Consider the following 22,586-nt stretch of genomic DNA (forward strand, 5'->3'; position numbering starts at 1 on the left):
GGTTATATAATATCACTTTTGATGTTTGGATGCACCTAATGTTAAATTAGGAACAAGCAAACAAATGAAATAAGCTAATAAAATAGAACCATATATATCGATAGGCCTATGCATTCCTAGCCATAATCTGCTATATGAAACAGACAATGTCCAAATCGCTAAAATCAAAAAACTTAAATACTTTTTTTCTTTTATGAAAAAACTTCCCCAATATAAAAGAAATATCATCGCAAAAATTGTGTGGCCTGAAGGAAAAGAATAATTCATTTCCTTTTTCCAATTCTTTAATTTATATTTGTTTACTTTGTGTTTTGCCTCAGAAATTATTTTCTTTTTTTCGGTTTTCGTTAATTTATAAAAATCTGTTGGTTTAGATAAAAGATCTAACTTTGTTAATACAGATGTGAAGGGCCTTGGTTCATGCGTAATTATTTTTAATCCAAATTTAACAACAAAGGCAATAAATAATAGAAAGATAAAGTTTATAAATAAATATTTTTTGGAGGACAAAGGTGTTTTTATTAAAAAGAAAACATAAAACAATATGATTGCAAGAGGAATTATAAATAATTTGCTACTTGCTGTTTGGGATATAAGATTCCAAAAGAAACCAAAATCGTTTGAACCTAGTATGAAATTTACTTGATTAGTAGAATTGATATGGAAAATTTCTGTTATTAAGAAAATAGATAATAAACATAAGATCGCAATAATTGAGATACTAATTTTATTTTGTAAATTTGAGTATTTTATATTAATCATTGGAAATCCTTTGTTGATAACTGTTTCTTTTATTGACAATTTGATCAATTAATTTTTGCAATTTATTTATATCAAAAGCACGTAACCCGCTTAGCAACATGATTTTTTCGCCCTTACCAATAGTTTTATTTCCACAAATAAAATTAAAAATTAAGCGTTCTTTAGCACGTTTTCCTTTTACTTCAAGAATTGAATCGGAAAGTTCTAATTTGAGGCTTTTATCTAATAAGGAAAAGTCAGAAAATTCAATCTTCATTGATTCATATATGACTAGTGGTTTATCTGGGCTAATCATAACATTATGTTCTTGCATGATAGGGACTAATATTTCAGGAAAGTTTTTGCCAGAAAACTTGACATACTGATCAATAATTCTATCTATAATAACTTCATCTTTAAAAATTTTACCTTCCTTAGTTAAGTCAAGGTAAGTTTTTTTGTCATTATCGATTAAACTAATTTTATTTTCTACTTGCGATAACTGAAGTTGATGTTGCTCGTTAATCATTCCAGAGAATTTGAAACTCATTTTGTTATACAAGCCAATTTCCTTTAACATTAAAGTAAAAAGGAGGTCGCCTGGAACGCAAAATCTAGATGATTCTGGATCATGAATTGGATTAAAATCTTCGGCTATGGCTTTTGCGAAAGAACTAGCCTTTTCACGGGTAAAGCTAAAAAAACCGTTATTTTTTGAATAAAAAGTATTAAAATTCATTCCAATGCACCTAATGTGAAAATTTAGGTGCAATTATATATTTATTTTAAAATAAAATAAATAAAATTAGAGAGTTAAGCATCAAAGAATTGTATTATGGTATTTATGAACAAATTCTTCGACAGTAGGTTTATCAAGATTTACTAAATCTGCAATATTTGAAAAATCGAAACTATCATATTGATCTGAAGGAATATGCATTATTTTGTAGTACTCTTTTATAGCATGAATTATATTTTTTTCAGTCTCAGATAAATTATGATAAAAAATTTCATCATGCTCTGTATCAGATAATTGATACTCCCAATCACTCATTTGCTCCTCAATATTAGATATTTCATAGAATTTTTCAATAGCATCATCTATGTCTAGATTACTTCTCCATCCAGCACGAAAAATCAATTTTCTTTTATGTTTAAAGAGATAAAACAATGTACCAGTATCGGTGTTGTATTCAAAGTGGTCTTTTAATTTTATCATCACTAATAATTCCTTTATAAAACTATTAACATTTTAATTATAGAACTAATTTTCAGTATTATACAAACATAGATTACATATTTGATGCCTTAAGTTTTTCGAAATCTTTTTCATAGATCGCAACTTTGTCACCAACATCCGATTGCCATTCGCTTTTTTTCAACACATCCTCAGGTGGATAAATCATTGGATTATTTTTAAATTTTTCGGGTAGAAACTTTTTAGCTTCTTTAACTGGTGTTGGATATCCAATCATTAATGCTATTTTTGCAGCATTTTCAGGACGTAAAAGAAAGTCTATCATTTTATATGCAGCTTCAACGTTCTTGGCACCAGAAGGTATGGCTAAACTATCCATCCATAAGATAGCGCCTTCCTTAGGCCAAACTATTTTAATTGGTGCTCCCGCTTTTTGTGCAGCATAAGCAGATCCATTCCAAAGCATACCGATTGATGTTTCACCTTCAATGAATGGATTAGCGGGATAATCAGAATTAAAAACAAGAACATTTGGAATTAATTTTTTTAATTTTAAATATGCTTTCTTTATTTCTTCTTCATTCTGGGTATTACCTGAATAACCCAGCGTAGATAAAGTCATTTGAAAAACTTCCCGTGCATCATCCATAAGCATTACTTGACCTTTATATTTAGGATTCCATAAGTCGTTCCAACTGGTGACTTTAGATGTATCTATCACATCTGTATTGATACCTATTCCAGTAGCACCCCATGTATAGGGAATTGAATAATTGTTATTGGGATCAAATGGTTTATTTAAAAATTGAGGATCTAAATCCTTAAAATATTTAAGTTTAGTATGATCAATTTTTTGTAACATATTCTCTTTATGCATTCTAGAAATAAAGTAAGTTGATGGAACAACCAAGTCATATCCTTGACCTTGGGTTTTTAATTTAGCATACATGGTTTCATTAGATTCATATTCGGAATAAATGACTTTAATGCCAGTTTCTTTTGTAAAATTTTCCAAAATCTCTGGTGGGATATATTCTGACCAATTGTAAAAATAGAGGACTTTATCATTGGCTTTTAAAAATGGACAAATAAAAATTGTTAGGAGAACAATTAAAATCTTCATTTTTGAATTTAGTGATTCTAACATCGTTTTTTACCTTAAAAAATCTATTTTCTTAAAGAGTATAAGTGAACTTTTAAAATAATATTATATTTTATTTGTTTTTTTATTTATCAATTGAGACAGAAAAATTAATAATAGTGAGGTAAATAATAATATTGTGGCTAATGCATTAACTTGAGGTGAAACACCTACTCGTACCATTGAGTAAATCTTTACGGGAAGAACTTGGTAAGTTGGGCTGGTAACAAATGAACTTACAATTACATCATCAAGGGATAATGTGAAGCTAAGAAGCCACGAAGAAATAATTGAAGATTTAGTTAGTGGTGTAATTATTTTTCTGAACACTGTAAATTCACTAGCCCCAAGGTCCTGTGCTGCTTCAATTATTTTCTTATCAAAAGAAGATAACCTAGAGTAAATAGTAATTACAACGAAAGGCAGACAAAAAGTAGTATGAGCAACAAAAAGGCTCAAAAAACCAAGAGGTAAACCAATTAATAAGAATAAGCCCAGAAAAGAGATTGCTAAAATTATATCGGGAGACATCATTATAATAAATAGAGAACTTTTTATTAATTTTTTACCATTAAAATTATATTTAAAAAGTGCAGTCGAAATTAAGAGCCCTATAATAGTTGCAAAAGTTGCAGAAGTTATTGCAATTAAAATTGAATTAGCGGCCGCTTGAATCAATGAATCATTTTGAAATAATTGTTCATACCATTTAAACGTAAATTGATCCCATTTTAAGGCAAATCTATTGGAATTAAATGAATTAATAATGAGTAGAATGATAGGTGTATACAAAAACACATACACTAATAAACTTATAATTGATAAACTTCTTTTCATTATAAATTAATTCCATTAACTTTATCATTATTACGTTTAGAAAACTTATGATAAAAATAAATAAAAATTGCCATAATCAAAGTTAAGGCAATACTAATGGCTGCTCCAAATGGCCAGTTTTGAATGTATAAAATTTGATTTTTTATAATATTACCAATTAAAATATTTTTAGCACCGCCTAAGAGGTCAGAAATATAAAACATTCCAAGAGCTGGTAAAAAGACTAGAAGTATACCACCAATAATTGATGGAATTGTAAGTGGGATAAGAATCTTAGTTACCCTTTGAAAACTGTTTGCACCAAGATCTTTCGCTGCTTCAAAAAGAGTCTTATCGAGTTTTTCAAATCCAGCATAAAGAGGTAGGATCATAAATGGTAGTAGTACATAAACGAACCCAATAATAACCGCAAGCTCTGTGTATAAAAGGCGAAGAGGGTGATCTATTATACCAATAAACATCAAAAGCTTATTGAGTAAACCATTGGTACCCAATATTCCCTTGATAGCATAGGTTCTTATCAATGAGTTGGTCCAAAATGGTATAATTACTAAAATGAGTAAAATTGATTGAACACTTTTTTTTGTTGGCTAATAAAGTATGCAAAAGGATAAGCAATTAGAAGGCATAAAAGTGTAGCTATAGAGGCCATAAATAGAGAATGTAGAAAAACTTTAAGATATAAAACATCTAACAGGTTCTCATAGTTAGCTAAAGTTGGCTTTAGATAAAAAAATGAATCTCTACTTGGCTCAAGAAAACTAACTACAATAACAAAGACATTAGGTGCAAGAGCAAATAATATCATCCATAGAAAGATTAGGAGCAGTATTAATTTTTTAAAGCTATAAAATTGTGTTGTTATTTTCATTTTCGTTTTCATTTTCTAAGATGACTTCCCAGTTTTCGATCCAATCAACGGAAACTTTTTGACCAATTTTATGATCCACATCTGGCTCATCTTCATTAAAAAACTCACTTACCATAATTTTTAAACCTGATTCTAACTCTATAATTGATTCAAGTGTTGAACCTTTGTATGTTCTCTCATTTACATGACCCAAAAATGTGTCAACAAAATCCAAATTTTTAATATCCTTTATCTCCTTTATTTTTATATCTTCAGGTCGCAATAATACCTTAAGTTTTTGACCATTTTTAACTGGTTTAGAGTATTTTATTTTTTTCTGTTTGCTTTCGATATTAATTAAAATATATTCGTCATTTACTCGATTTACAACAATCGCATCAAATATATTTATTTCTCCAATAAATTTTGCTACAAAGAGATTATTTGGATTTTCATAAATTTCTTTTGGCGATCCTATTTGTTCAATTTGCCCATTTTTTAATACGACTATTCTATCAGACATAGACAAAGCTTCTTCTTGATCATGAGTAACAAAGATAAAAGTTATCCCTAATTTTCTTTGAAGTTGTTTTAATTCAAGCTGCATTCTTTTACGTAATTTATAATCAAGTGCTGAAAGGGACTCATCAAGTAAAAGCACTTTTGGTTCGTTAATGACAGCCCTTGCAATAGCTACACGCTGTTGTTGACCACCTGATAATTGCGATGGCATTTTATCATAATAACTTTCGAGTTGAACCATTTTTAAGGTATTTATAACTTTGGTTTTAATATCTTCTTTTTTAACTCGTTTCATTTTGAGTCCGAATGCAACATTCTCAAAAACATTCATATGAGGAAAAAGAGCGTATGACTGAAAAACCGTATTTACAGTCCTTTTTTCAGGTACTTGTTCATTAACTGTTTCATCATCGATAATGATTTGACCACTATCTATTTTTTCAAATCCAGCTATGATTCTTAGTAAAGTTGTTTTACCGCAACCAGAAGGACCCAATATCGTTATAAATTCACTATTAAAAACATCAAGATTTATTTGATTCAATATTAATTTATTACCATAAAATTTATTGATATTATTTAAAGACACAATATTTTTTTGGGGATTAAATCTGTTCAATTTTAACCTCATAATCAGAATAATCTTAATGAATTTAGTAAATTAGTTTAGACAATTATTATATATCATATATTATATAATTTTAATTAATCAACCTTCAATAAGATAAAAAATTTATAGGAATTTGCATGAAAAATGATGAAAGACAAGAAGCATCTAACATAAATGAATTGATTAAAAGAATCAATTTAGGTGCTTTTGATGTAGTTAAACAATCTTTGACATTAATAAAATCAAATTGTGTATTAATTTTCTTTTTGATGCTTTTTTATTATTTAATACAATTTGCAGTTACTTATATTATTTTAAATCTACATTACAATGATTTAGGTGCAGTTATTAATAAATTAGTTGTATCTTTACAATCTCCTAATGATAATCAAGAAACTAATTTAGTGCTATATCCTTTTATCATTGCATCGTTGGGTGGTAAAATTGTCACTGCTCCATTGTTGTTTGGTCTCAGCTTTATTTTTTTAAGACTAAATTTAAAACAAAAAATGCATTTTAAGGATATATTTAATGGTTTCTCATACCTGATGGTGTCTTTAACACTCGTTTTTTTTACATCACTAATAGAATCATTTTCACAAGTTATCCCTATCATAGGTTCTATCATAAATTTTTATTTGATGATGGTCTTAAGCTTATCCATGTTTTTTCTAGTTACCTTTAAAATTTCACCCGTAGAAGCTATCAAATATTCTATAAAAGGTGTTAACACTAATTTTATGAAAGTTTTTTCTATATACCTGATAAATATTTTAATTTGTATTGGTTTGTTTATTGTTTTCTCAATGGTAAGCTCGGCAAATTCTTATTTGTTTGCAATATTAGCCATATTATATTTTATCTTTACTGTTTCACTTTTTATTAGTAGTCAGAGTATAATATTCAAAGAGATCATCAATAATAACGATCCTCAAGAAACTGAAAACTCGGTTCTTAATCAACATAATAAAAAGGATGATTTGTTTGATGCATAAATAAAATACTCCATATTTATGATAAATATGGAGTATTTTATTGTTGTTTATGCGTTTGATTAATTACTTGTAATAGACTTTTTTAAGCTTTTCTGAAACGACAATACTAAGAACATTATCCCCAGTATCAAATAACCAACCGAAATTTGGTAACACATTGACTTTTGGAGTGTGTCTAAATGCCATGGCAGATAAATTAGTCCATTCAAATCAACTGAATGTATTATACCGAAAAAAGAAAATATACTTAATATAAAAAGATAAACGCTAGCAGTTTTAAGTTTTTTATCAATTAACTCTGCTACAAGACCACCCCAAAGCATCCCAGTTAATATATTTCCATTTATTAGCGCATTTAAAACTAATGCATCTTTATAGATAGCACCACTTTGGGATGTTAAACCTGATAAATTTGTTCCTAATGCAAAAACCATCATACCAGCAATAACTAAAACAGGTTTAATTGCGGATGGGAACATCGCAAAAGCAGATGCCACGTAATGTTTTCTTTTTACAGATGCAAAACCTTGAGCAGTAATTTCCATGCTAACAAAAATTAAAATTGGAGCAAAAATTGCGGAAGGTATTGCTTGTACTAAAAAAGAAATAACTCCAAAACTACCTAATGCAGCAATAATTACGGCTAGATAAAGAGTGTAACCAATTCTTGCGTCCATAGCTTTGTAAGCAGGTTGACCAGCATAAGCAGTTGTTTGTGTAATACTCCCAAAGAAAGCCCCTAATAAGGTAACACAGCCGTCTAAAAATAGTATTTGCTTGGGTTTATATGGCGCACCGACTTCCATTGCGCTCACAGTTACATTTATATCTCCAATTATAACTAAAATTGCGTAAGGTATAATTGCTGGCAAATATTTATAAATAATATTAAAACCATTAAATAAATCTAGTGAAAAAGAAGGTAATAAAAAATTAAAGTCAGCTTTTGGAGCGATATATTTTATGTCTAAAAGCCCTTGACTTCCTAAGAGTTGATATAAAAACGTGCATAAGATCACACCAATTAATAGACCCGGGAGTCTTTTGGGAAATGGCACTTTTGCTATTAAGGTGTATAAAACAAACCCTAGAGAAATGATTCCCAATAATGGTAGTTCAAAAACTTCTTTAAGAGCGAATATACCTATCATAAAGCCAATCCCTGCTAAAGAGCCTAGTAATCCAGACATAGGGACAATTCTTGTTACGTAATTTGCAACAGGTGATGCTAGAATTTTTAATGCTGCAATGATAAAAACGCCTGCCATACCGCCTTGCCAAGCCATTAAGCCAGCTTCGTGTGCATTTATTCCTGATGATTTTAGGGATAGAAATAAAGGACCTATAATTAAAGGTATGCCTAAACAAGTTGGTAAATCTAAACCATATGGCATTGCAGTAATCGACTCTAAGTTATTTTTTTGCGAAACTACTTTAGCTACGAATGTCATTAATAAGTTACCAACTACGATTATCATTACAGTCGCTGGATAAATGTTCTTAAAAATTATATCTGACGGAAAAGAAAAGCTTAATAAAATACCGGTCAATAACGAAAAGTTTGCTAGATTATCTGCTAAAAGCCCAAGAAAACCGTTTAAGTCACCGAAACTAAACAGCCCTGGTTTACCCATGGTATGGGGTGAAGTGTTCATTTTAAAATCCTATTATGTGTGTTTTAAGGTTAATTTTAATTTTTGATTAGCTTTTAAAGATGAGTATTCTAAAGCTTTTTGAATAAAAATCAATCATTTCTCAAGGTATCAAAAAGTAATTTCTTGAACATCGAGTATTTGATCTTTATTCATAATAATTTTCCATCGTTGAATTAAGTCATTATTATGATTATCAGAAATTTTTGATATTAAATTAATCGTATACCTTTTATCTACATTATGTTTCACGACTTCATTTTGTTGTCTTGTGAAAACTATTTTTGTTCCTTTTTCCATGGAATTTGTAAGAAAATTCATATTTATATCGAATATTTCTCTACTTTTTTTGTACCCAATAAGGAAATTAGATGGAAAAATTTGCATAAGTCGTCGATATTTTATGATGGTTGACTCTTTTTGAGAGATACTTCTTTTTCTCATTTCTTTTATGCTAAAGGGTAGTGCATCATATTTGATAACCTCTAGCCATTCTAATTTTGTACCAAGTAAGTTCGATGAATTAGAATCATACAATAAAGTTTTCCAATTCGGCTTTCCTTTACGTATTAACTTTCTTAAATAGACATTGAGGTCTTCTTTTAAGACTTCTCTAAATGCATAAATCACAGAAATAACAAAAATAAGAAGAACTGTAATATTGTTAAAAAAATCTCTTGCTTCAATTAAAAAATATGATACAAATAACATGATAATGGCAGTAGCAGAACCTTTCACAATTTTCTCCGTTCTTTTTCCAAGAGGAATAATTGTTTTATTGAGTGTGACAGGGTATTCAATTAATTTTCTTAAGAGTCTCATTTTATTTGAGATTCTATTAATATCGTTTTCACTTTCTGTTGAATTGTAATTATTAACTTTTCTATATTGAGATTCTGATTTACAAAGATCGAGTAGCATATCTTCTAAATCAAAAAAAATATCTTTATTTTGGATACATAGTATTAATTCAATAATCTTTTGCTCGGTCAGCCATGAAATATAATTATCAGTATTCTGATAGAACCTTAGAGCTTTATTTCTTTGAGGTTTATTTTTTCTAAATTGGGTTAAAAAATTATTAATAAGAGTCACCAGCCCCTGAACTTTATTAAGAAGTGAAATTGATTCACTGTCATCTTCGATGATGGAATCTTCGGTTTGACCAGAAGGAGATTTGATTAATTCAATTAAATCAGCAACCTCTCTTTCTAGGGCTAAAGAATATTGATATGCATTTAGACTTAAATTAAGGCGATATTTTTCTATTGATTTTTGATCATTATATTCAATTGATCCAGTTAACTCTTTAATAGCATTGGATTCTTCAAAATATGTGTGTTTTGTATTTAGATAAGTATGGTATAATTCTTGTTCAGATAAATTTTGTGACGATAATTTTAAATCTAAAGGTATAAAAAAATATAACTCTAAATTTTGATAACTTATTTTGGATGATATATTTGTTATTTTAATGTTATTTCCGGGTCTTTTCTCTACCGTTAGCATTGTAAAATTTGATTTGAAGCAAGATTTATATCTATTGTAACAAATGTATTTAAAAATAAAAATACTACGATATTTAAAGTGTTAAAAAGGAATCATATTTACGATGTTAAAAATTGGTCAAGTTAATAAGCTAAAAGTAAAAAAAATTGTTGATTTTGGCGTATATTTGGAAGGAAATGATGAATACCCAAGTATACTTCTTCCTATTAGCTCAATTAATGAAGATATTCAAATTAATGATTTTTTATCAGTTTTTTTATATTATGATTCAGATGACAGAATTGTTGCTTCTACAAAAATAGCTAAGGCTCATGTTGGTGGTTTTTCTTTTTTAAAGGTAGTAGATGTCAATCGTATTGGAGCTTTTTTAGATTGGGGTCTAAGTAAAGATTTGTTATTACCATATTCTGAACAAAGAAAAAATTATCAAATTGGTGATTATGTTTTGGTTTATGTTTATATAAACAAAGCTAATCATAAAATTGTAGCAACGACAAAATATAATAAATATCTTGATTTAAATAAACCACACTTTAAAATAGGCTCGGTAGTGAATCTAGTCGTGTCAGATATTACAGACTTAGGTTACAAGGTCATCGTTAATGACTCTTATACTGGGCTGATTTTTTCGAAAGATAAGACGTTAAATTTAAAAATTGGCCAGACGTGTGAAGGTTATGTAAAGCAAAATCGCTCAGATGGAAAGCTTGATATATCTCTTGATCCAGTAGGCGTTGAAAAAATGGAACTTGCCACTGATAAATTATTAACTTTATTAAAAGAAAATAATGGTTTGTTAAACTTATCAGATAAATCATCCCCACAGCAAATCAATAAGATTTTGAAAATGAGTAAAGCTACTTTTAAAAAAGCAATTGGACAACTTTATAAACGGCGTTTAATTACTTTAGAAGATAATAAAATACAGTTACGAAAATAAAAAGGTTAATTTTCATGATAAATTTTACAAAAGAAGCAATGAGAGTGAGAGATGCTCTTATTGAAAAGGGTATTGAAACTCCACTTCAACAAAATGATTCGATGAGTTCTGAAAAGACCAAAAATAGTATCGAATATCATGTAAATGAAATTTTGAAATTATTGCAATTAGACCTGTCCGATGACAGTCTAAAAGATACACCCAAACGAATAGCAAAAATGTATGTTGAAGAAATCTTTTCGGGTTTGGATTATAGTAATTTTCCCAAAATAACCCTAATTGATAACAAAATGAACTGTGATGAAATGGTAAGAGTCAATAAAATTTCATTGACAAGTACTTGTGAACATCATTTTGTGGTTATCGATGGGTATGCAACCGTTGCCTATATTCCAAGAAAAAAAATTATAGGTTTGTCTAAAATTAACCGAGTCGTTCGTTTTTTTTCTCAAAGACCTCAAGTCCAAGAGAGGATGACTCAGCAAATTTTGGTTGCACTTCAAACTTTATTAGAAAGTGATGATGTGGCTGTTAAAATAGATGCTACCCATTATTGCGTTAAATCTCGTGGTGTTCTGGATTCTACAAGCTCTACAACCACGACTGCCTTAGGTGGTATTTTTAAATCTAATGCAGCAACGCGATATGAGTTTTTAAATCAGTCTAATTAACTTTTTTATTATAGATTATTGACATAATTACAGCACTTGATAAAACAAAAACTATGACACCTAATGCGATTCCTGTAGGTATCGCATACACTTTATGTAACATCATTTTTATGCCAATAAAAGAAAGAATAATTGCCAAGGCATGCCCTAAATACTTAAATTTATCTAACATATTTTCTAAAACGAAATATAGTGAACGAAGTCCAAGTAATGCAAAAATATTCGTTGATAAAACTAAGAAAGGTTCAGGTGTAATAGCGAATATGGCAGGTATTGAGTCTAAAGCAAAAAATAAATCAGTAATAGCAATGACAGTAATGACAATCAACATAGGAGTGACTAGTCTTCCTGATTTATCTTTTATAAATAATTTAAAATCATGGTAGTTATTACTAACTCTAAAAAACTTCTTAATACATCTAACTGCTAGGTTGTTAGTATAATCTTTTTCTTCATCACCTTCATTCTTATAACTCTCTATCCAGAGTTTTATCCCTGTTATGATTAAAATGATTCCAAATATATATAAAATCCAGTCGAACTCTTGAATTAATTTTGCACCGATAAAAATTAAAACTGCCCTTAAAATTAAAGCACCTGCAATACCGATCATTAGTACGCGTGGTCTTAGTTCTTTTGGGACAGCAAATTGAGTAAATATCACTGCAAATGCAAACAAATTATCTACACTCAAAGATTTTTCTAAAACAAAGCCAGTAAAAAAAGCAGTTCCTGCTTCTTTATTGTTGATAGAACTCATTGGTGAAATATCATTCCAAAAGAAATAAATAAATCCATTAAACAGTAAGGCTAACAAAATCCAGATAAGAGTCCAGCAAATTGCGTTTGAAAGAGTGATTTCTTTTTTTCTAGTTTGCCACAAATCTACCGAAAACATTATTATCGTAAGTAAAAAAGTGCTTCATAGCCATAAATGCTCATTGTTAAGCCTTAAAATATTCCATTCATATCATTGAATCTTATTCTATTCGTCCAAATTCTAAAGTTCAATGAAAGCTTATTAATATTTAGCAAATTTTATGGTTTTTTCTCGAACATAGACCACTGAAATTTTATAAATTGTTCACAACTTTTTAGGTATTATGAAAAATTCACATAAACTTATAGTTATTTTTGGAATTTTTAAGACCATAGGGTTACAAAAACAACTTACTGTTTTTGTAATTCTATTTTTACGTTTTTTATCTTCTAGAATAAGCTATTTTCTTTTAAAATATACCTTACTTCATTAATTATAGGGCTAAAGTCATGCTTGGGATGAGAAGGTTGCGTACTTCTGAAAATATGAGAAAGATGGTAAGAGAAAACAGTTGGAGTCTTTCAGATTTAATTTATCCATTCTTTGTTGAAGAAAATATTTCTGAGAAAGTTGAAATTAAATCAATGCCAGGAATTTACAGAATTTCAGAGCGAGATATTGCAGATGAAATTAATGAACTTTTTGAGTTGGGTATTCGTTATGTCATGCCTTTTGGTGTTTCTCATCATAAAGATTCAATAGGGAATGATTGTATGATAGAAGAGGGGCTACTTTATAGAATCATCAAAAAGATTAAAACCATATGCCCTGAAATGATTGTTATTCCTGATGTTTGTTTTTGTGAGTATACATCACATGGACATTGTGGTGTATTAACGAAGGATGGGCTTGTAAATAATCAAGCAACTATCGAAAATCTAGCCAAACAAAGTATAGTTGCTGCTAGAGCTGGTGCTGATATATTAGCACCCTCTGCAATGATGGATTTCCAAATTAAAGAAATAAGAAAAGCTTTAGATCAAGAGGGGTTTGATCATGTTGCTATTCTGGCTCATGCTATAAAATATGCATCATCATTTTATGGTCCATTCAGAAGCGCAGCTGGTTGTGATTTACAAGGAGACAGAAAAACCTATCAAATGGATTATGCCAATTCAAATGAAGCCATGAGAGAGGCTAAGCTAGATGAAATGGAAGGTGCTGATTTTTTAATGGTAAAACCTGGAACACCATATCTAGATGTTGTCCAACGTTTGAAACAACAAACATTATTACCAATTGCTAGTTATCAGGTAAGTGGTGAGTATAGTGCAATTAAATTTGCTTCAAAAGCAGGCGCATTAAATGAAAAAGATGTTGTTTTTGAGTCTATAATGGGATTTAAGCGAGCAGGAGCAAGCTTGATAGTGACTTATTTTGCAAAACAAATTGCGATTTGGTTAAAGGAATAAAATTTTATTGCAGGTTGGCCTAATGAATGAATGTCTTTTTTCAAAAAGTCAAATTAGAGAATTTGAAGAATATTTATTTGAGCATGAGATTATTTCGAATGATAAGTTAAAAGAGAAAGCAGCAAAATCTTGTGAAAAATTTATTTTAAAGCATTTTAGTTCAAAAAAAAATGTAATTATTTTTGTTGGAAAAGGAATAAACGGTGAAGATGGAGTTCTTTTGTCAAGATTACTTCTAAATTCCCAAAATAATTATAAAATAACCCTTTTTTTTATAGACAAGTTGTCAGAAAAATCTTATAAAAATAATCATGCAGATCTTGAAGTTTTTGATACTTGTGGCCAACTTGATTTATCAGTATTTGACATTATTATTGATTGTATTTTTGGTATTGGACTGAATCGTTGTATTGATAAAAAATTAACAGAATTAATTATACAAATCAATCAATCAAGTTTACCTATTATTTCTATTGATATGCCATCAGGCCTAAATGCTGATAATGGTTGTGTGATGGGATCTGCTGTAAAAGCTACACACACACTTACATTTTTGGGTCTCAAGTTTGGTCAATTTACATTTCAAGGGCTAGAGTTTAGCGGTAAGGTTTCTCTTTTTGATTTTGGCTTGGGGCATTTGTTACATAAATTTTGTAAGTCACCAAGCGCTCGGCTTTTATTACCCAAAATCATTAATGAACTGATTCCCTATAGACAGCAACACATGTACAAAAATATGAACGGCCACACTCTAGTTATTGGTGGTGATACTGGCATGTTCGGTGCCTTAATATTAGCCGCACGCTCAGCTTTAATGATTGGATCGGGTCTTGTTACTGTTTTAACACGAAAAAAACATGCGTCCTTGGTTTCATTACATCAACCTGAGTTAATCTCTTATACTTTTACAAAAAAAGATTTTCTTTATTAGAACAACAAATTGATACTATTGTTATTGGCCCAGGTTTAGGTAGAAACTCTTGGGGGACTAATGTTTGGAATGAAGTTAAAAAATCAAAAATAAAAAAAGTGATAGATGCTGATGCTTTGTACTTTCTATCAAAGGAAAATATGACAAAAGAAGATTGTATACTTACCCCTCACCTAATGGAAGCATCAAGACTTTTAAATATTCCAAAAATAGATATACAACATAGTCCTATTGAATCTTTAAAAAAACTTACAAAAAAATATAATGCTAAAGTCGTTCTAAAAGGTGCCGGAAGTTTACTTGCTGATTCTAAAGAAAATATTTATTGTACAGGCTTGTCTGAACCAGCAATGGCTTCAGCAGGATTTGGTGATGTGTTATCGGGTATTACTGGAGGATTAATCTCTCAAGGAATGGACGCTGATGATGCGCTCAAGCTAGCTGTTTATTTACATGTTTTTATAAGCAAAAAAATTGTTAAGGAAAGTAACAAAAGAGTGTTGTTAGCATCCGATTTATTGGTGGAGTTACAACGCAACATTTTTTGAAGTTCATTCATTTACTTGTACGAGCGATCTTGTTATCACATCCAAAACCTCTTGTTTGTTTTTTAATCTTTTACCTTTTCAAATAATTCTTGTGCTTCATTGTATTGATGTCTTAAATAAGTTAACCATTGTTTAGCTCGATTTGAAAAATAAAGCCCTTTGTCCTTTTCAATTGGAAAAGACGCATATTCAATTAGCAAATTAATTACTTGATTCCATGCAATGATAGGTTCATTAAACTTGATAGTATTTGCTAAGTTAGGTAATTGAAATGCACCACGGCATAACATTAAGGTATGTGTTTGAGACGTTTCAAAACAATTGACAGCATCCTTTTTATTCCAAACTTCACCATTTGCAATCAGGGGAATATCCGTCCAACTTTTGGCCTGAGCTATTTTGCTCCAATCGATATTTTCTGGCTTGTATCCATCTTTTTTAGTTCTAGCATGTATAGTGATCGAGTCTACTTTTGCATTATCAAGGGCAAAAATAAGATCCTTGAATCTATCATGGCTATCCCAGCCAAGCCTTATTTTTGCGCTAATATGATGATCCGGATGATCTTTTTTAACTTTATTTGTTATCTTATAAACTGTTTCTGGCTCTTTAAGAAGAATAGCTCCTCCTTTATTTTTATTAACAGTTTTGGCTGGGCACCCAAAATTCAGATCGACTCCTTTAGAGCCAAGCTCAATAGCTCTGGCAGCATTTTCTGAAAGCCAGTTTTCATCATTACCTAAAAGTTGAATACGTATGGGAGTTTTATTTATAAAGTTATCATGATTTAATAACTCTGGTGCGGTTCTATAAAATACTTTTTTAGGAAGCAATTGATCTACAACTCTGACAAATTCCGTAATACATAAGTCATAGCGATTGATGCTTGTTAAAATGCTGCGTAATCCATAGTCGAGTACTCCTTCCATTGGACCTAAAATTATTTTATGCATAGGTTTAAACAATATTTTTTATGAAAAGCGAAGATTAATACTATAGATTTAAATTGTCAAATAATTTTATAAGTGAAAATATAAAAAAATTAGTGTCATTTTAATGTCAAAAAAGACTAACAGAAGTGAAATATAGTTTTGAAAATTTAATGGTGTATCTTTTATTTATTATTTTGTAGGATTGTCAATGTTGTGTTTGTGTTTGACCATGTTTTTTATGAATTGAAATGTGGTCTTTTTTAAACTTTTGTTTAAAAAAAAGTGCGCCATCCTAGCGCACAAAAATATAAATATAAAAATGAAAAAAATATAATTAGTTTTAACTCATTACATTTCGTAAATAATAATAGCTTAAGTAACCTTAATACAAACTTAATAACAAGAGATGTTTTGTTTAATTTTTAACTTTTTCATATTAGATTTGAAATTATCTTTTTTTTTTAGTAACTTTGTCTCTTTTAATAATATGGACTTGATCATGAGACAGGTACCGCAAGCAAAAATCATATTTCCCTTTTTTTTTATCATTATAATTGATGTAATGAGCACAAATATTTCAATGCCTGTATTATCATATGCAGTTGCAAACTCAAAGTTTAATCTTTTTGGTTCTTATAATGACTACCAAAGACATATGATCTTTGGCCTTTTATTAGCAATTTTGCCTTTTTGTAATGTCCTTGGAACTTTAACACTGGGGTACTTATCAGATATTTATGGAAGAAAAAAACTTCTGATTATTAGTATTATAGGAACAACTGTCAGTTTATTAATTTTTATACTGAGCTTCAAGTTTAAAAGCTTGGTGCTTTTAATTGTTGCTAATATTGTTGTTGGAGTTACAGCTGGAAGCTTTTCAATTGCTCAAGCTGCAATGGCTGACATTAGTGTTAATTCAAATAGGGCTAAAAACATAAGTATTATAGCATTAGGTTTAACACTGGGGTTTGTTATTAGTTCCTTTATAGGAGGGGTATTTGCAGACAACGCCCTTTCAAAAAGCTTTAATGCATTAACGCCTTTATATGTTGCATTAAGTTTGTCCTTTATTAGTATGCTTGTTGCTATATTCTTCTTGAAAGAAACTTTCCCAAAAGAGAGAAGGGATGTTTTTAGGAATAGAAATCGTAAAAAGTTTGTTGTAAATTTTGAGTTAAAAAAAATAAAATTGAATTTAGTCATTTTATGTCTTATCTTTTTTTTCATGGAGTTAAGCTGGGGAATTTATTTTCGGTCGATCGCCCTAACTTTAAATCAATACTTTAGTAAATCTCTTAGTTATTCCGGATATTTTGTTTCATATGTTGGCATTATAATGTCTATTGGATTATTTTGGGGTGTAAAAATTCTGGCTCGCAAAAAACTACTTCATAAAAATTTAGCTTTATATTTATTAGTTGGTTCTAGTTTTATGTTAATAGCATATTTTACAAAAAGTATAACAGTTCAATGGATGTTAGGATTTGTTGTAGCATTAATAGTTGCGTTTTCATATACGTCTTTATTAACTCAGATCTCACAAAATGTTTCTGAACAAAAGCAAGGGAGCTTTATGGGGATTGCAGATGGATTACTATCACTGGCCTTTATGATTGGCGGTGTTATCATTGGTAAGATAACTATTACAGATGCACTTAAACCACAACTTTTTAGTGGTCTTTTTTTCGGATTGACATTATTGCTTCTTATACTTTTCAAAGTATTCATAAAAAAGAGTAGGTAATTGTAATGAATTTAAATGGATTAAAGATTGGTCATGCTCAAGATTATAATATAAAAACAGGTGTGACAGTGTTTTTACTCGATAAACCATCTAATTGTAGTTATTTAGTTTGTGGAAGTGCCCCAGCTTTAAGAGATGTTTCTACATTAGACTTAGATACATTTGTTTCAAAAATTGATGCGCTTTTGTTTTCTGGTGGAAGTGCTTATGGATTGGGAGCTACAAATGGAGTTATGTCTTGGCTAGAAGAGCATCATAAAGGACTTGATACAAATTATAGGCTAGTACCTATAGTACCAACTGCTGCTATTTATGATTTCAATTATGGGTTAGCAGTTGAGCCGAATGCAGATATGGCTTACGAAGCATGTAACAATGCTATTGGAAATAATTACAAGCAGGGTAATATTGGTGCCGGCACTGGAGCTTGCGTTGGGAAAACAACCTCGTATGAATCCACTAATTCAGGTATAGGAATGAACCAAGTGGAGTTTGATGGTATAAAAATAGTATCTGTTGCAGTTGTAAACTCAATTGGAGATATTTACAAAAACGGACAAATTATTGCAGGCGCCAAAGACAAAAATAATGTTTTTATAAACATGGAAGAATCACTTTTTAGTAAAGGAGTGTCTTTTAATTTAGAAAAAAACAAGAATACGGTTCTTGTAGCTAATTTTATTTCATGTGAATTATCAAACCATGAATTAGCTATGATTTCTAAAATGTCAGTTTCAGGTATAAGTCGAGCAATAAAGCCAAGTATGACAATGTATGATGGAGATGTGATTTTTTCAATAAGTATGGGAAATTCTATAGATAATAGTATTGATTTAATGAAAATCGGCTCTGCGTGTGCAACAAATATTGAAATTGCAATACAAAATGCAGTTAAGGAGTAAATAAATGAATAATCTTGACAGTTTTTTTATGGAAACTGCGCTGGAACATTCTAAAAAAAGCTTACCGGATTGTGAACCAAATCCCCCAGTAGGCTGCGTTATTGTTCTTGATAATAAAATTATTGCTAAAGGGTTTACCCAAAAGCCTGGACAGGCGCATGCAGAAGTAAATGCACTTGAAGAAATAAAAGATAAGACTATTTTAGAGCAAGCAACTATTTATGTAACTCTGGAACCTTGTTCTTTCCAAGGAAGAACACCTTCGTGTGCAAAAACTTTATCAAAATTAAGACCAAAAGAAGTTGTAGTCGGTATGATCGACCCTGACAGTAGAAATAATGGAAAAGGTATTAAGATTTTAAATGATGCAGGTATTCCAACAAGGGTTGGAATACTAGAAAACAAAATAAGAAACTTTATTAGCCCATTTCTTAATAAATCATAGTGACTAATTTTATTTTGTTACATCAACTAGATAGTCATTTTCGAGCCAGTTTCGACCTAGTAATAATTTATATTCCAAATTTTTTCTATTTCGAAGGTTGATTTGGATACTTTTTATTTTCTTTCCAAGTTTAATTTTGAGTCTAATAGCATACCTTCTCTCAACACCTTGGGCATTTTTGATTTTACTAACTTTAATAATTTCTCCCGTGTAACTTTGTTCCTGTCCTAAATTATTTTGAGTGGTAAATGAAATAGATTTACCTAAATCGTTTTTCATGTTTTTTCCATGACTTTTACCACCCTCTACTTTAATATTGTATGCATTGATGGACGATGTTTTTGCACCAGTATCAACTCTAGATTTAAATTTCAACCCTAGTTCAATAACACCAACTTTGACAATAGGGCCTACGATATCTTTATCCATGCATTTTTCCTGTGCAAATAAAGTAACTGGGATCGAAAGAAGAACTAATAAAGCAATAAATCTTATACTTTTCATTGTAAATTGTTTATATTATTAAATAATTTGATTTTAGCATATATATTTTTTGGAATTGTTAAATTCTCTCAAAAAATGCACTACCAATTAAAGGGTCTAATTTTGAAAAAGATGTTCTTGGATAATATTATTAATGACAATCAAGTTATTATTAAAAAGTTTGATAGCTTCAACCAAAAATTTAAAGAAGATATTAAGCTATCAAAAGATATTGGTATTTTTTCAATCATCGACACTGAAACCACGGGACTAGATATTGATAATGATGAAATCATTGAAATTGCTATAAGACAATGGTATTACGATCGTATTGAGCATAAATTATTAAAGCCATTAGATTATTATGCTTCTCTAAATCAACCATCACACAATGTGATAACACCAGAAATTACTGAAATTACTGGAATTAAAGCTGAAGATGTGGATGGAAAAAAAATTGATTGGGGTATTGTTAAGGAGATGATGGCTCAATCAGACTTTATTCTCGCACATAATGCTAGTTTTGATAGACCAATGATTGAAAATGTTACTGATTTATCTGAGACTTCTCAAAATAAAATATGGGTATGTTCCCTAAAGCAGGTCAATTGGTTGGATCTTGGGTTTTTATCGTCTAAACAAGAATTATTATGCTTGTTTCATGGCTTTTATTATGATGGTCATAGAGCTTTAACTGATATTGATGCTTTAGGACATCTTCTTTTTGTAGGTGGATACTTAAAAAATATACTCGCAGATATAAAAACAAAGTATGTTAAAGTTGAGTGTCTAAAAGCACCTTTTGAAAGTAAGGATATGTTAAAAAAAATGACTTTTTATTGGGATCCAGACAAGAGATGTTGGTCAAAATATGTTAAAGAAAATGAATTAGATGAAATGATGACATTTTTAACTGATAAGGTTTATTATCCAGCTAAATCAAGTGCTAAAGTTACCAAAATAGATATCCGAGATAGATTTAAAAAACATTTTTGAATGTATTCATTTTATAAGTACACATTTTATGCCAACAAATGTAAGTAATAATGATACGATGGAAAAGTTTCATCAAGAATGTATTCTTCTTGAAACTTTTATGGTTGATATTATAAATGAAATAAAAGTTAAGGTATGTATTTTCTTCCCAAATTTTACCAAGGATATTAATTCGTTAAATTACCGTTTTAATTCAAGAATGAGAACGACAGCAGGTAGAGCTTATTTTAAACAAAATCTCATAGAATTAAATTTGAGATTATTTTTAAATTTATCTGATTTAGAAAAAAAAGAAGTTGTTATTCATGAAATAAGTCACTTAATTTCATTTCAATATTTTCATCATACTGCACATGGAAAACCTTTTAGGGAAGTATTAAAAAAATTGGGAGCTAAAAACTTAAGCGCATTTCATTCCTACAATGTCCAACACCTTAAGAATAAAACTAAGTTATTTAAGTATTCCTGTGGTTGTGTCAGTTCTGAAAACAATACTATAGGCAAAATAAGATATAATCGAATTAAGAAAGGTTACAAATATCGTTGTAAAAAATGTAATTTTATTATTAAATTAATAAAATAGATTTTTAAAAAAATTATGTAATTTAATGTGCCGAATTTCAGCAAACTCTTTGTACTAGAATTTAAAATTTAATGAGTTGATTACTTTGCTGTTATTATAACAATAACTTCAGTTTTAATTTAGTAAATTTTACACATTAATGCATTCTTAAATACCAACCTGTACAAATTAAATTTTATAATAGAGAGGAAAAAAATCTTTAATGAATACTCTAGCTTTAGAAATAGAAAATGTTACAAAAATATACGGACATAATTTTAAAGCATTAAACAACTTGTCGTTAAAAATTAATCAGGGTGATTTTTTTGCTTTACTAGGGCCAAATGGTGCAGGCAAATCAACCACCATAAACATTATATCCTCTTTAACTGAGAAAACCTCAGGTACAGTTAAAATTATGGGTTATGATTTAGAAAAAGAGACCGAAATAGCAAAAAAACAAATTGGCTTAGTTCCTCAGGAGTTTAATTTTAATCAATATGAAAAAATTATTGATATTGTTGTGCAGCAAGCAGGTTATTTTGGTGTTCCTAGAAGTGAAGCTTTAATAAGGGCAGAAAAATATCTTAAAAAGCTAGATTTATGGGATAAAAGAAAGGAGCCATCACGGAATTTGTCTGGTGGAATGAAGCGGAGATTAATGATTGCTAGAGCGTTAATGCATGAGCCTAAACTTTTAATCTTAGATGAGCCAACCGCTGGTGTCGATATAGAATTAAGAAGAGAGATGTGGGATTTCCTTAAAGAGATTAACAAGCTTGGAGTTACGATAATTTTAACGACCCATTATCTCGAAGAAGCAGAGTTATTATGTAAAAATATTGGCATTATTGAAAGTGGTATTCTTATTAAAAATACTTCAATGAGAAACTTGTTAAACCAACTTGATGAAGAAACATTTTTGTTTGATACTGCGCCATTTGAAAAAGAGTTAAGTTTTACAGATGTACTTTCGTATAAAAAAATTGACGATGATTTGATAGAAATTACAATTAATAAAAATAAATCCTTAAACAATATCTTTAGTCAACTAATTGAGCAGGGCGTTCTTATAAAATCGATGAGAAATAAAGCGAATCGCTTAGAAGAACTATTTATTAAAATAATTAAAAAATCATCATAGG

23 protein-coding genes and 1 pseudogene are annotated in these 22,586 nt (G+C 29.6%); 12 read left to right on the plus strand and 12 right to left on the minus strand.

What is annotated here, in order from left to right:
- Positions 1–12: 12 nt before the first annotated feature.
- The 7 genes and pseudogenes from CF386_RS06625 to potA all read right to left on the minus strand — a co-directional run bounded on the left by CF386_RS06625 (position 13) and on the right by potA (position 5,908).
- The gene (locus tag CF386_RS06625; protein ID WP_089073601.1) at positions 13–762 is read right to left on the minus strand and encodes a phosphatase PAP2 family protein; all 750 of its coding nucleotides are present in this window, start codon (positions 760–762) and stop codon (positions 13–15) included.
- Positions 755–1,480 (minus strand): DUF3581 family protein, encoded by a 726-nt coding sequence (locus CF386_RS06630; RefSeq protein WP_089073602.1) that lies wholly within the window; start codon positions 1,478–1,480, stop codon positions 755–757. The genes CF386_RS06625 and CF386_RS06630 overlap by 8 nt, the downstream gene beginning before the upstream one ends.
- Positions 1,481–1,561: 81 nt before the next feature.
- Positions 1,562–1,960, minus strand: a complete 399-nt coding sequence (locus tag CF386_RS06635) for a hypothetical protein (RefSeq protein WP_089073603.1) — start codon at positions 1,958–1,960, stop codon at positions 1,562–1,564.
- Between the two features lie 73 nt (positions 1,961–2,033).
- On the minus strand, positions 2,034–3,062 hold the full coding sequence (locus tag CF386_RS06640; RefSeq protein WP_089073778.1) for an extracellular solute-binding protein: 1,029 nt from the start codon (positions 3,060–3,062) through the stop codon (positions 2,034–2,036).
- Between the two features lie 84 nt (positions 3,063–3,146).
- A complete protein-coding gene (gene potC, locus CF386_RS06645; protein ID WP_089073604.1) occupies positions 3,147–3,917 on the minus strand; it encodes a spermidine/putrescine ABC transporter permease PotC in 771 nt (256 codons plus the stop codon).
- Positions 3,917–4,788 (minus strand): annotated as a pseudogene (gene potB / locus CF386_RS06650) (spermidine/putrescine ABC transporter permease PotB). Before potB ends, potC begins: the two are co-directional and overlap by 1 nt.
- A complete protein-coding gene (gene potA, locus CF386_RS06655) occupies positions 4,763–5,908 on the minus strand; it encodes a spermidine/putrescine ABC transporter ATP-binding protein PotA (protein ID WP_225971698.1) in 1,146 nt (381 codons plus the stop codon). The pseudogene potB and the gene potA overlap by 26 nt, the downstream one beginning before the upstream one ends.
- Before the next feature lie 128 nt (positions 5,909–6,036).
- On the opposite strand from potA, the gene CF386_RS06660 reads away from it, so the two are divergent.
- Positions 6,037–6,894 (plus strand): hypothetical protein, encoded by an 858-nt coding sequence (locus CF386_RS06660; protein ID WP_089073606.1) that lies wholly within the window; start codon positions 6,037–6,039, stop codon positions 6,892–6,894.
- Between the two features lie 59 nt (positions 6,895–6,953).
- Here CF386_RS06660 and CF386_RS06665 read toward each other — a convergent pair whose 3' ends face one another.
- The gene (locus tag CF386_RS06665) at positions 6,954–8,549 is read right to left on the minus strand and encodes a hypothetical protein (protein ID WP_089073607.1); all 1,596 of its coding nucleotides are present in this window, start codon (positions 8,547–8,549) and stop codon (positions 6,954–6,956) included.
- 108 nt (positions 8,550–8,657) lie between these two features.
- The gene (locus CF386_RS06670) at positions 8,658–10,055 is read right to left on the minus strand and encodes a hypothetical protein (protein ID WP_089073608.1); all 1,398 of its coding nucleotides are present in this window, start codon (positions 10,053–10,055) and stop codon (positions 8,658–8,660) included.
- A 103-nt stretch (positions 10,056–10,158) separates the two neighbouring features.
- On the opposite strand from CF386_RS06670, the gene CF386_RS06675 reads away from it, so the two are divergent.
- Positions 10,159–10,995 carry a CvfB family protein gene (locus CF386_RS06675; protein ID WP_089073609.1) on the plus strand — a complete coding sequence of 279 codons (837 nt, stop codon included), beginning with the start codon at positions 10,159–10,161 and terminating at the stop codon, positions 10,993–10,995.
- 14 nt (positions 10,996–11,009) lie between these two features.
- The gene (folE, locus tag CF386_RS06680) at positions 11,010–11,666 is read left to right on the plus strand and encodes a GTP cyclohydrolase I FolE (protein ID WP_089073610.1); all 657 of its coding nucleotides are present in this window, start codon (positions 11,010–11,012) and stop codon (positions 11,664–11,666) included.
- Here folE and CF386_RS06685 read toward each other — a convergent pair.
- Positions 11,659–12,564, minus strand: coding sequence for a TerC/Alx family metal homeostasis membrane protein (locus CF386_RS06685; RefSeq protein WP_089073611.1), 906 nt, complete (start codon positions 12,562–12,564; stop codon positions 11,659–11,661). The genes folE and CF386_RS06685 overlap by 8 nt on opposite strands.
- Positions 12,565–12,935: 371 nt before the next feature.
- Between CF386_RS06685 and hemB the strand changes: the two genes are divergently transcribed.
- The 3 genes from hemB to CF386_RS13365 are packed head-to-tail and all read left to right on the plus strand — an operon-like array spanning position 12,936 to position 15,377.
- Positions 12,936–13,898 (plus strand): porphobilinogen synthase, encoded by a 963-nt coding sequence (hemB, locus tag CF386_RS06690; RefSeq protein ID WP_089073612.1) that lies wholly within the window; start codon positions 12,936–12,938, stop codon positions 13,896–13,898.
- A gap of 22 nt (positions 13,899–13,920) precedes the next feature.
- On the plus strand, positions 13,921–14,829 hold the full coding sequence (locus CF386_RS13360; RefSeq protein ID WP_145955018.1) for an NAD(P)H-hydrate epimerase: 909 nt from the start codon (positions 13,921–13,923) through the stop codon (positions 14,827–14,829).
- Positions 14,830–14,852: 23 nt separating this feature from the next.
- On the plus strand, positions 14,853–15,377 hold the full coding sequence (locus tag CF386_RS13365; RefSeq protein ID WP_264080486.1) for an ADP-dependent NAD(P)H-hydrate dehydratase: 525 nt from the start codon (positions 14,853–14,855) through the stop codon (positions 15,375–15,377).
- Between the two features lie 62 nt (positions 15,378–15,439).
- On the opposite strand, the gene CF386_RS06705 is transcribed toward CF386_RS13365, so the two are convergent.
- On the minus strand, positions 15,440–16,330 hold the full coding sequence (locus CF386_RS06705) for a tRNA-dihydrouridine synthase (protein ID WP_089073615.1): 891 nt from the start codon (positions 16,328–16,330) through the stop codon (positions 15,440–15,442).
- Positions 16,331–16,808: 478 nt separating this feature from the next.
- Between CF386_RS06705 and CF386_RS06710 the strand changes: the two genes are divergently transcribed.
- The 3 genes from CF386_RS06710 to CF386_RS06720 are packed head-to-tail and all read left to right on the plus strand — an operon-like array spanning position 16,809 to position 19,400.
- Positions 16,809–18,053: an MFS transporter gene (locus CF386_RS06710; protein ID WP_158522317.1), complete on the plus strand. Its 1,245-nt coding sequence runs from the start codon at positions 16,809–16,811 to the stop codon at positions 18,051–18,053.
- Positions 18,054–18,058: 5 nt separating this feature from the next.
- Positions 18,059–18,955 (plus strand): P1 family peptidase, encoded by an 897-nt coding sequence (locus CF386_RS06715; RefSeq protein WP_089073617.1) that lies wholly within the window; start codon positions 18,059–18,061, stop codon positions 18,953–18,955.
- Between the two features lie 4 nt (positions 18,956–18,959).
- A complete protein-coding gene (locus CF386_RS06720; protein ID WP_089073618.1) occupies positions 18,960–19,400 on the plus strand; it encodes a bifunctional diaminohydroxyphosphoribosylaminopyrimidine deaminase/5-amino-6-(5-phosphoribosylamino)uracil reductase RibD in 441 nt (146 codons plus the stop codon).
- Between the two features lie 9 nt (positions 19,401–19,409).
- Here CF386_RS06720 and CF386_RS06725 read toward each other — a convergent pair whose 3' ends face one another.
- The gene (locus tag CF386_RS06725; protein WP_089073619.1) at positions 19,410–19,904 is read right to left on the minus strand and encodes a putative ATP-dependent zinc protease; all 495 of its coding nucleotides are present in this window, start codon (positions 19,902–19,904) and stop codon (positions 19,410–19,412) included.
- Between the two features lie 111 nt (positions 19,905–20,015).
- On the opposite strand from CF386_RS06725, the gene CF386_RS06730 reads away from it, so the two are divergent.
- The 3 genes from CF386_RS06730 (at position 20,016) to CF386_RS06740 (ending at position 22,585) form a co-directional block, all read left to right on the plus strand.
- Entirely contained in the window at positions 20,016–20,879 is an 864-nt protein-coding gene (locus tag CF386_RS06730; RefSeq protein ID WP_225971753.1) for a 3'-5' exonuclease, read from the plus strand.
- A gap of 28 nt (positions 20,880–20,907) precedes the next feature.
- Positions 20,908–21,462 (plus strand): SprT family zinc-dependent metalloprotease, encoded by a 555-nt coding sequence (locus tag CF386_RS06735; RefSeq protein WP_089073621.1) that lies wholly within the window; start codon positions 20,908–20,910, stop codon positions 21,460–21,462.
- A 202-nt stretch (positions 21,463–21,664) separates the two neighbouring features.
- Positions 21,665–22,585 carry an ABC transporter ATP-binding protein gene (locus tag CF386_RS06740; protein ID WP_089073622.1) on the plus strand — a complete coding sequence of 307 codons (921 nt, stop codon included), beginning with the start codon at positions 21,665–21,667 and terminating at the stop codon, positions 22,583–22,585.
- Position 22,586: the final 1 nt, after the last annotated feature.

The sequence above is a fragment of the Paraphotobacterium marinum genome, assembly GCF_002216855.1.
GTDB classification, from domain to species: domain Bacteria; phylum Pseudomonadota; class Gammaproteobacteria; order Enterobacterales; family Vibrionaceae; genus Paraphotobacterium; species Paraphotobacterium marinum.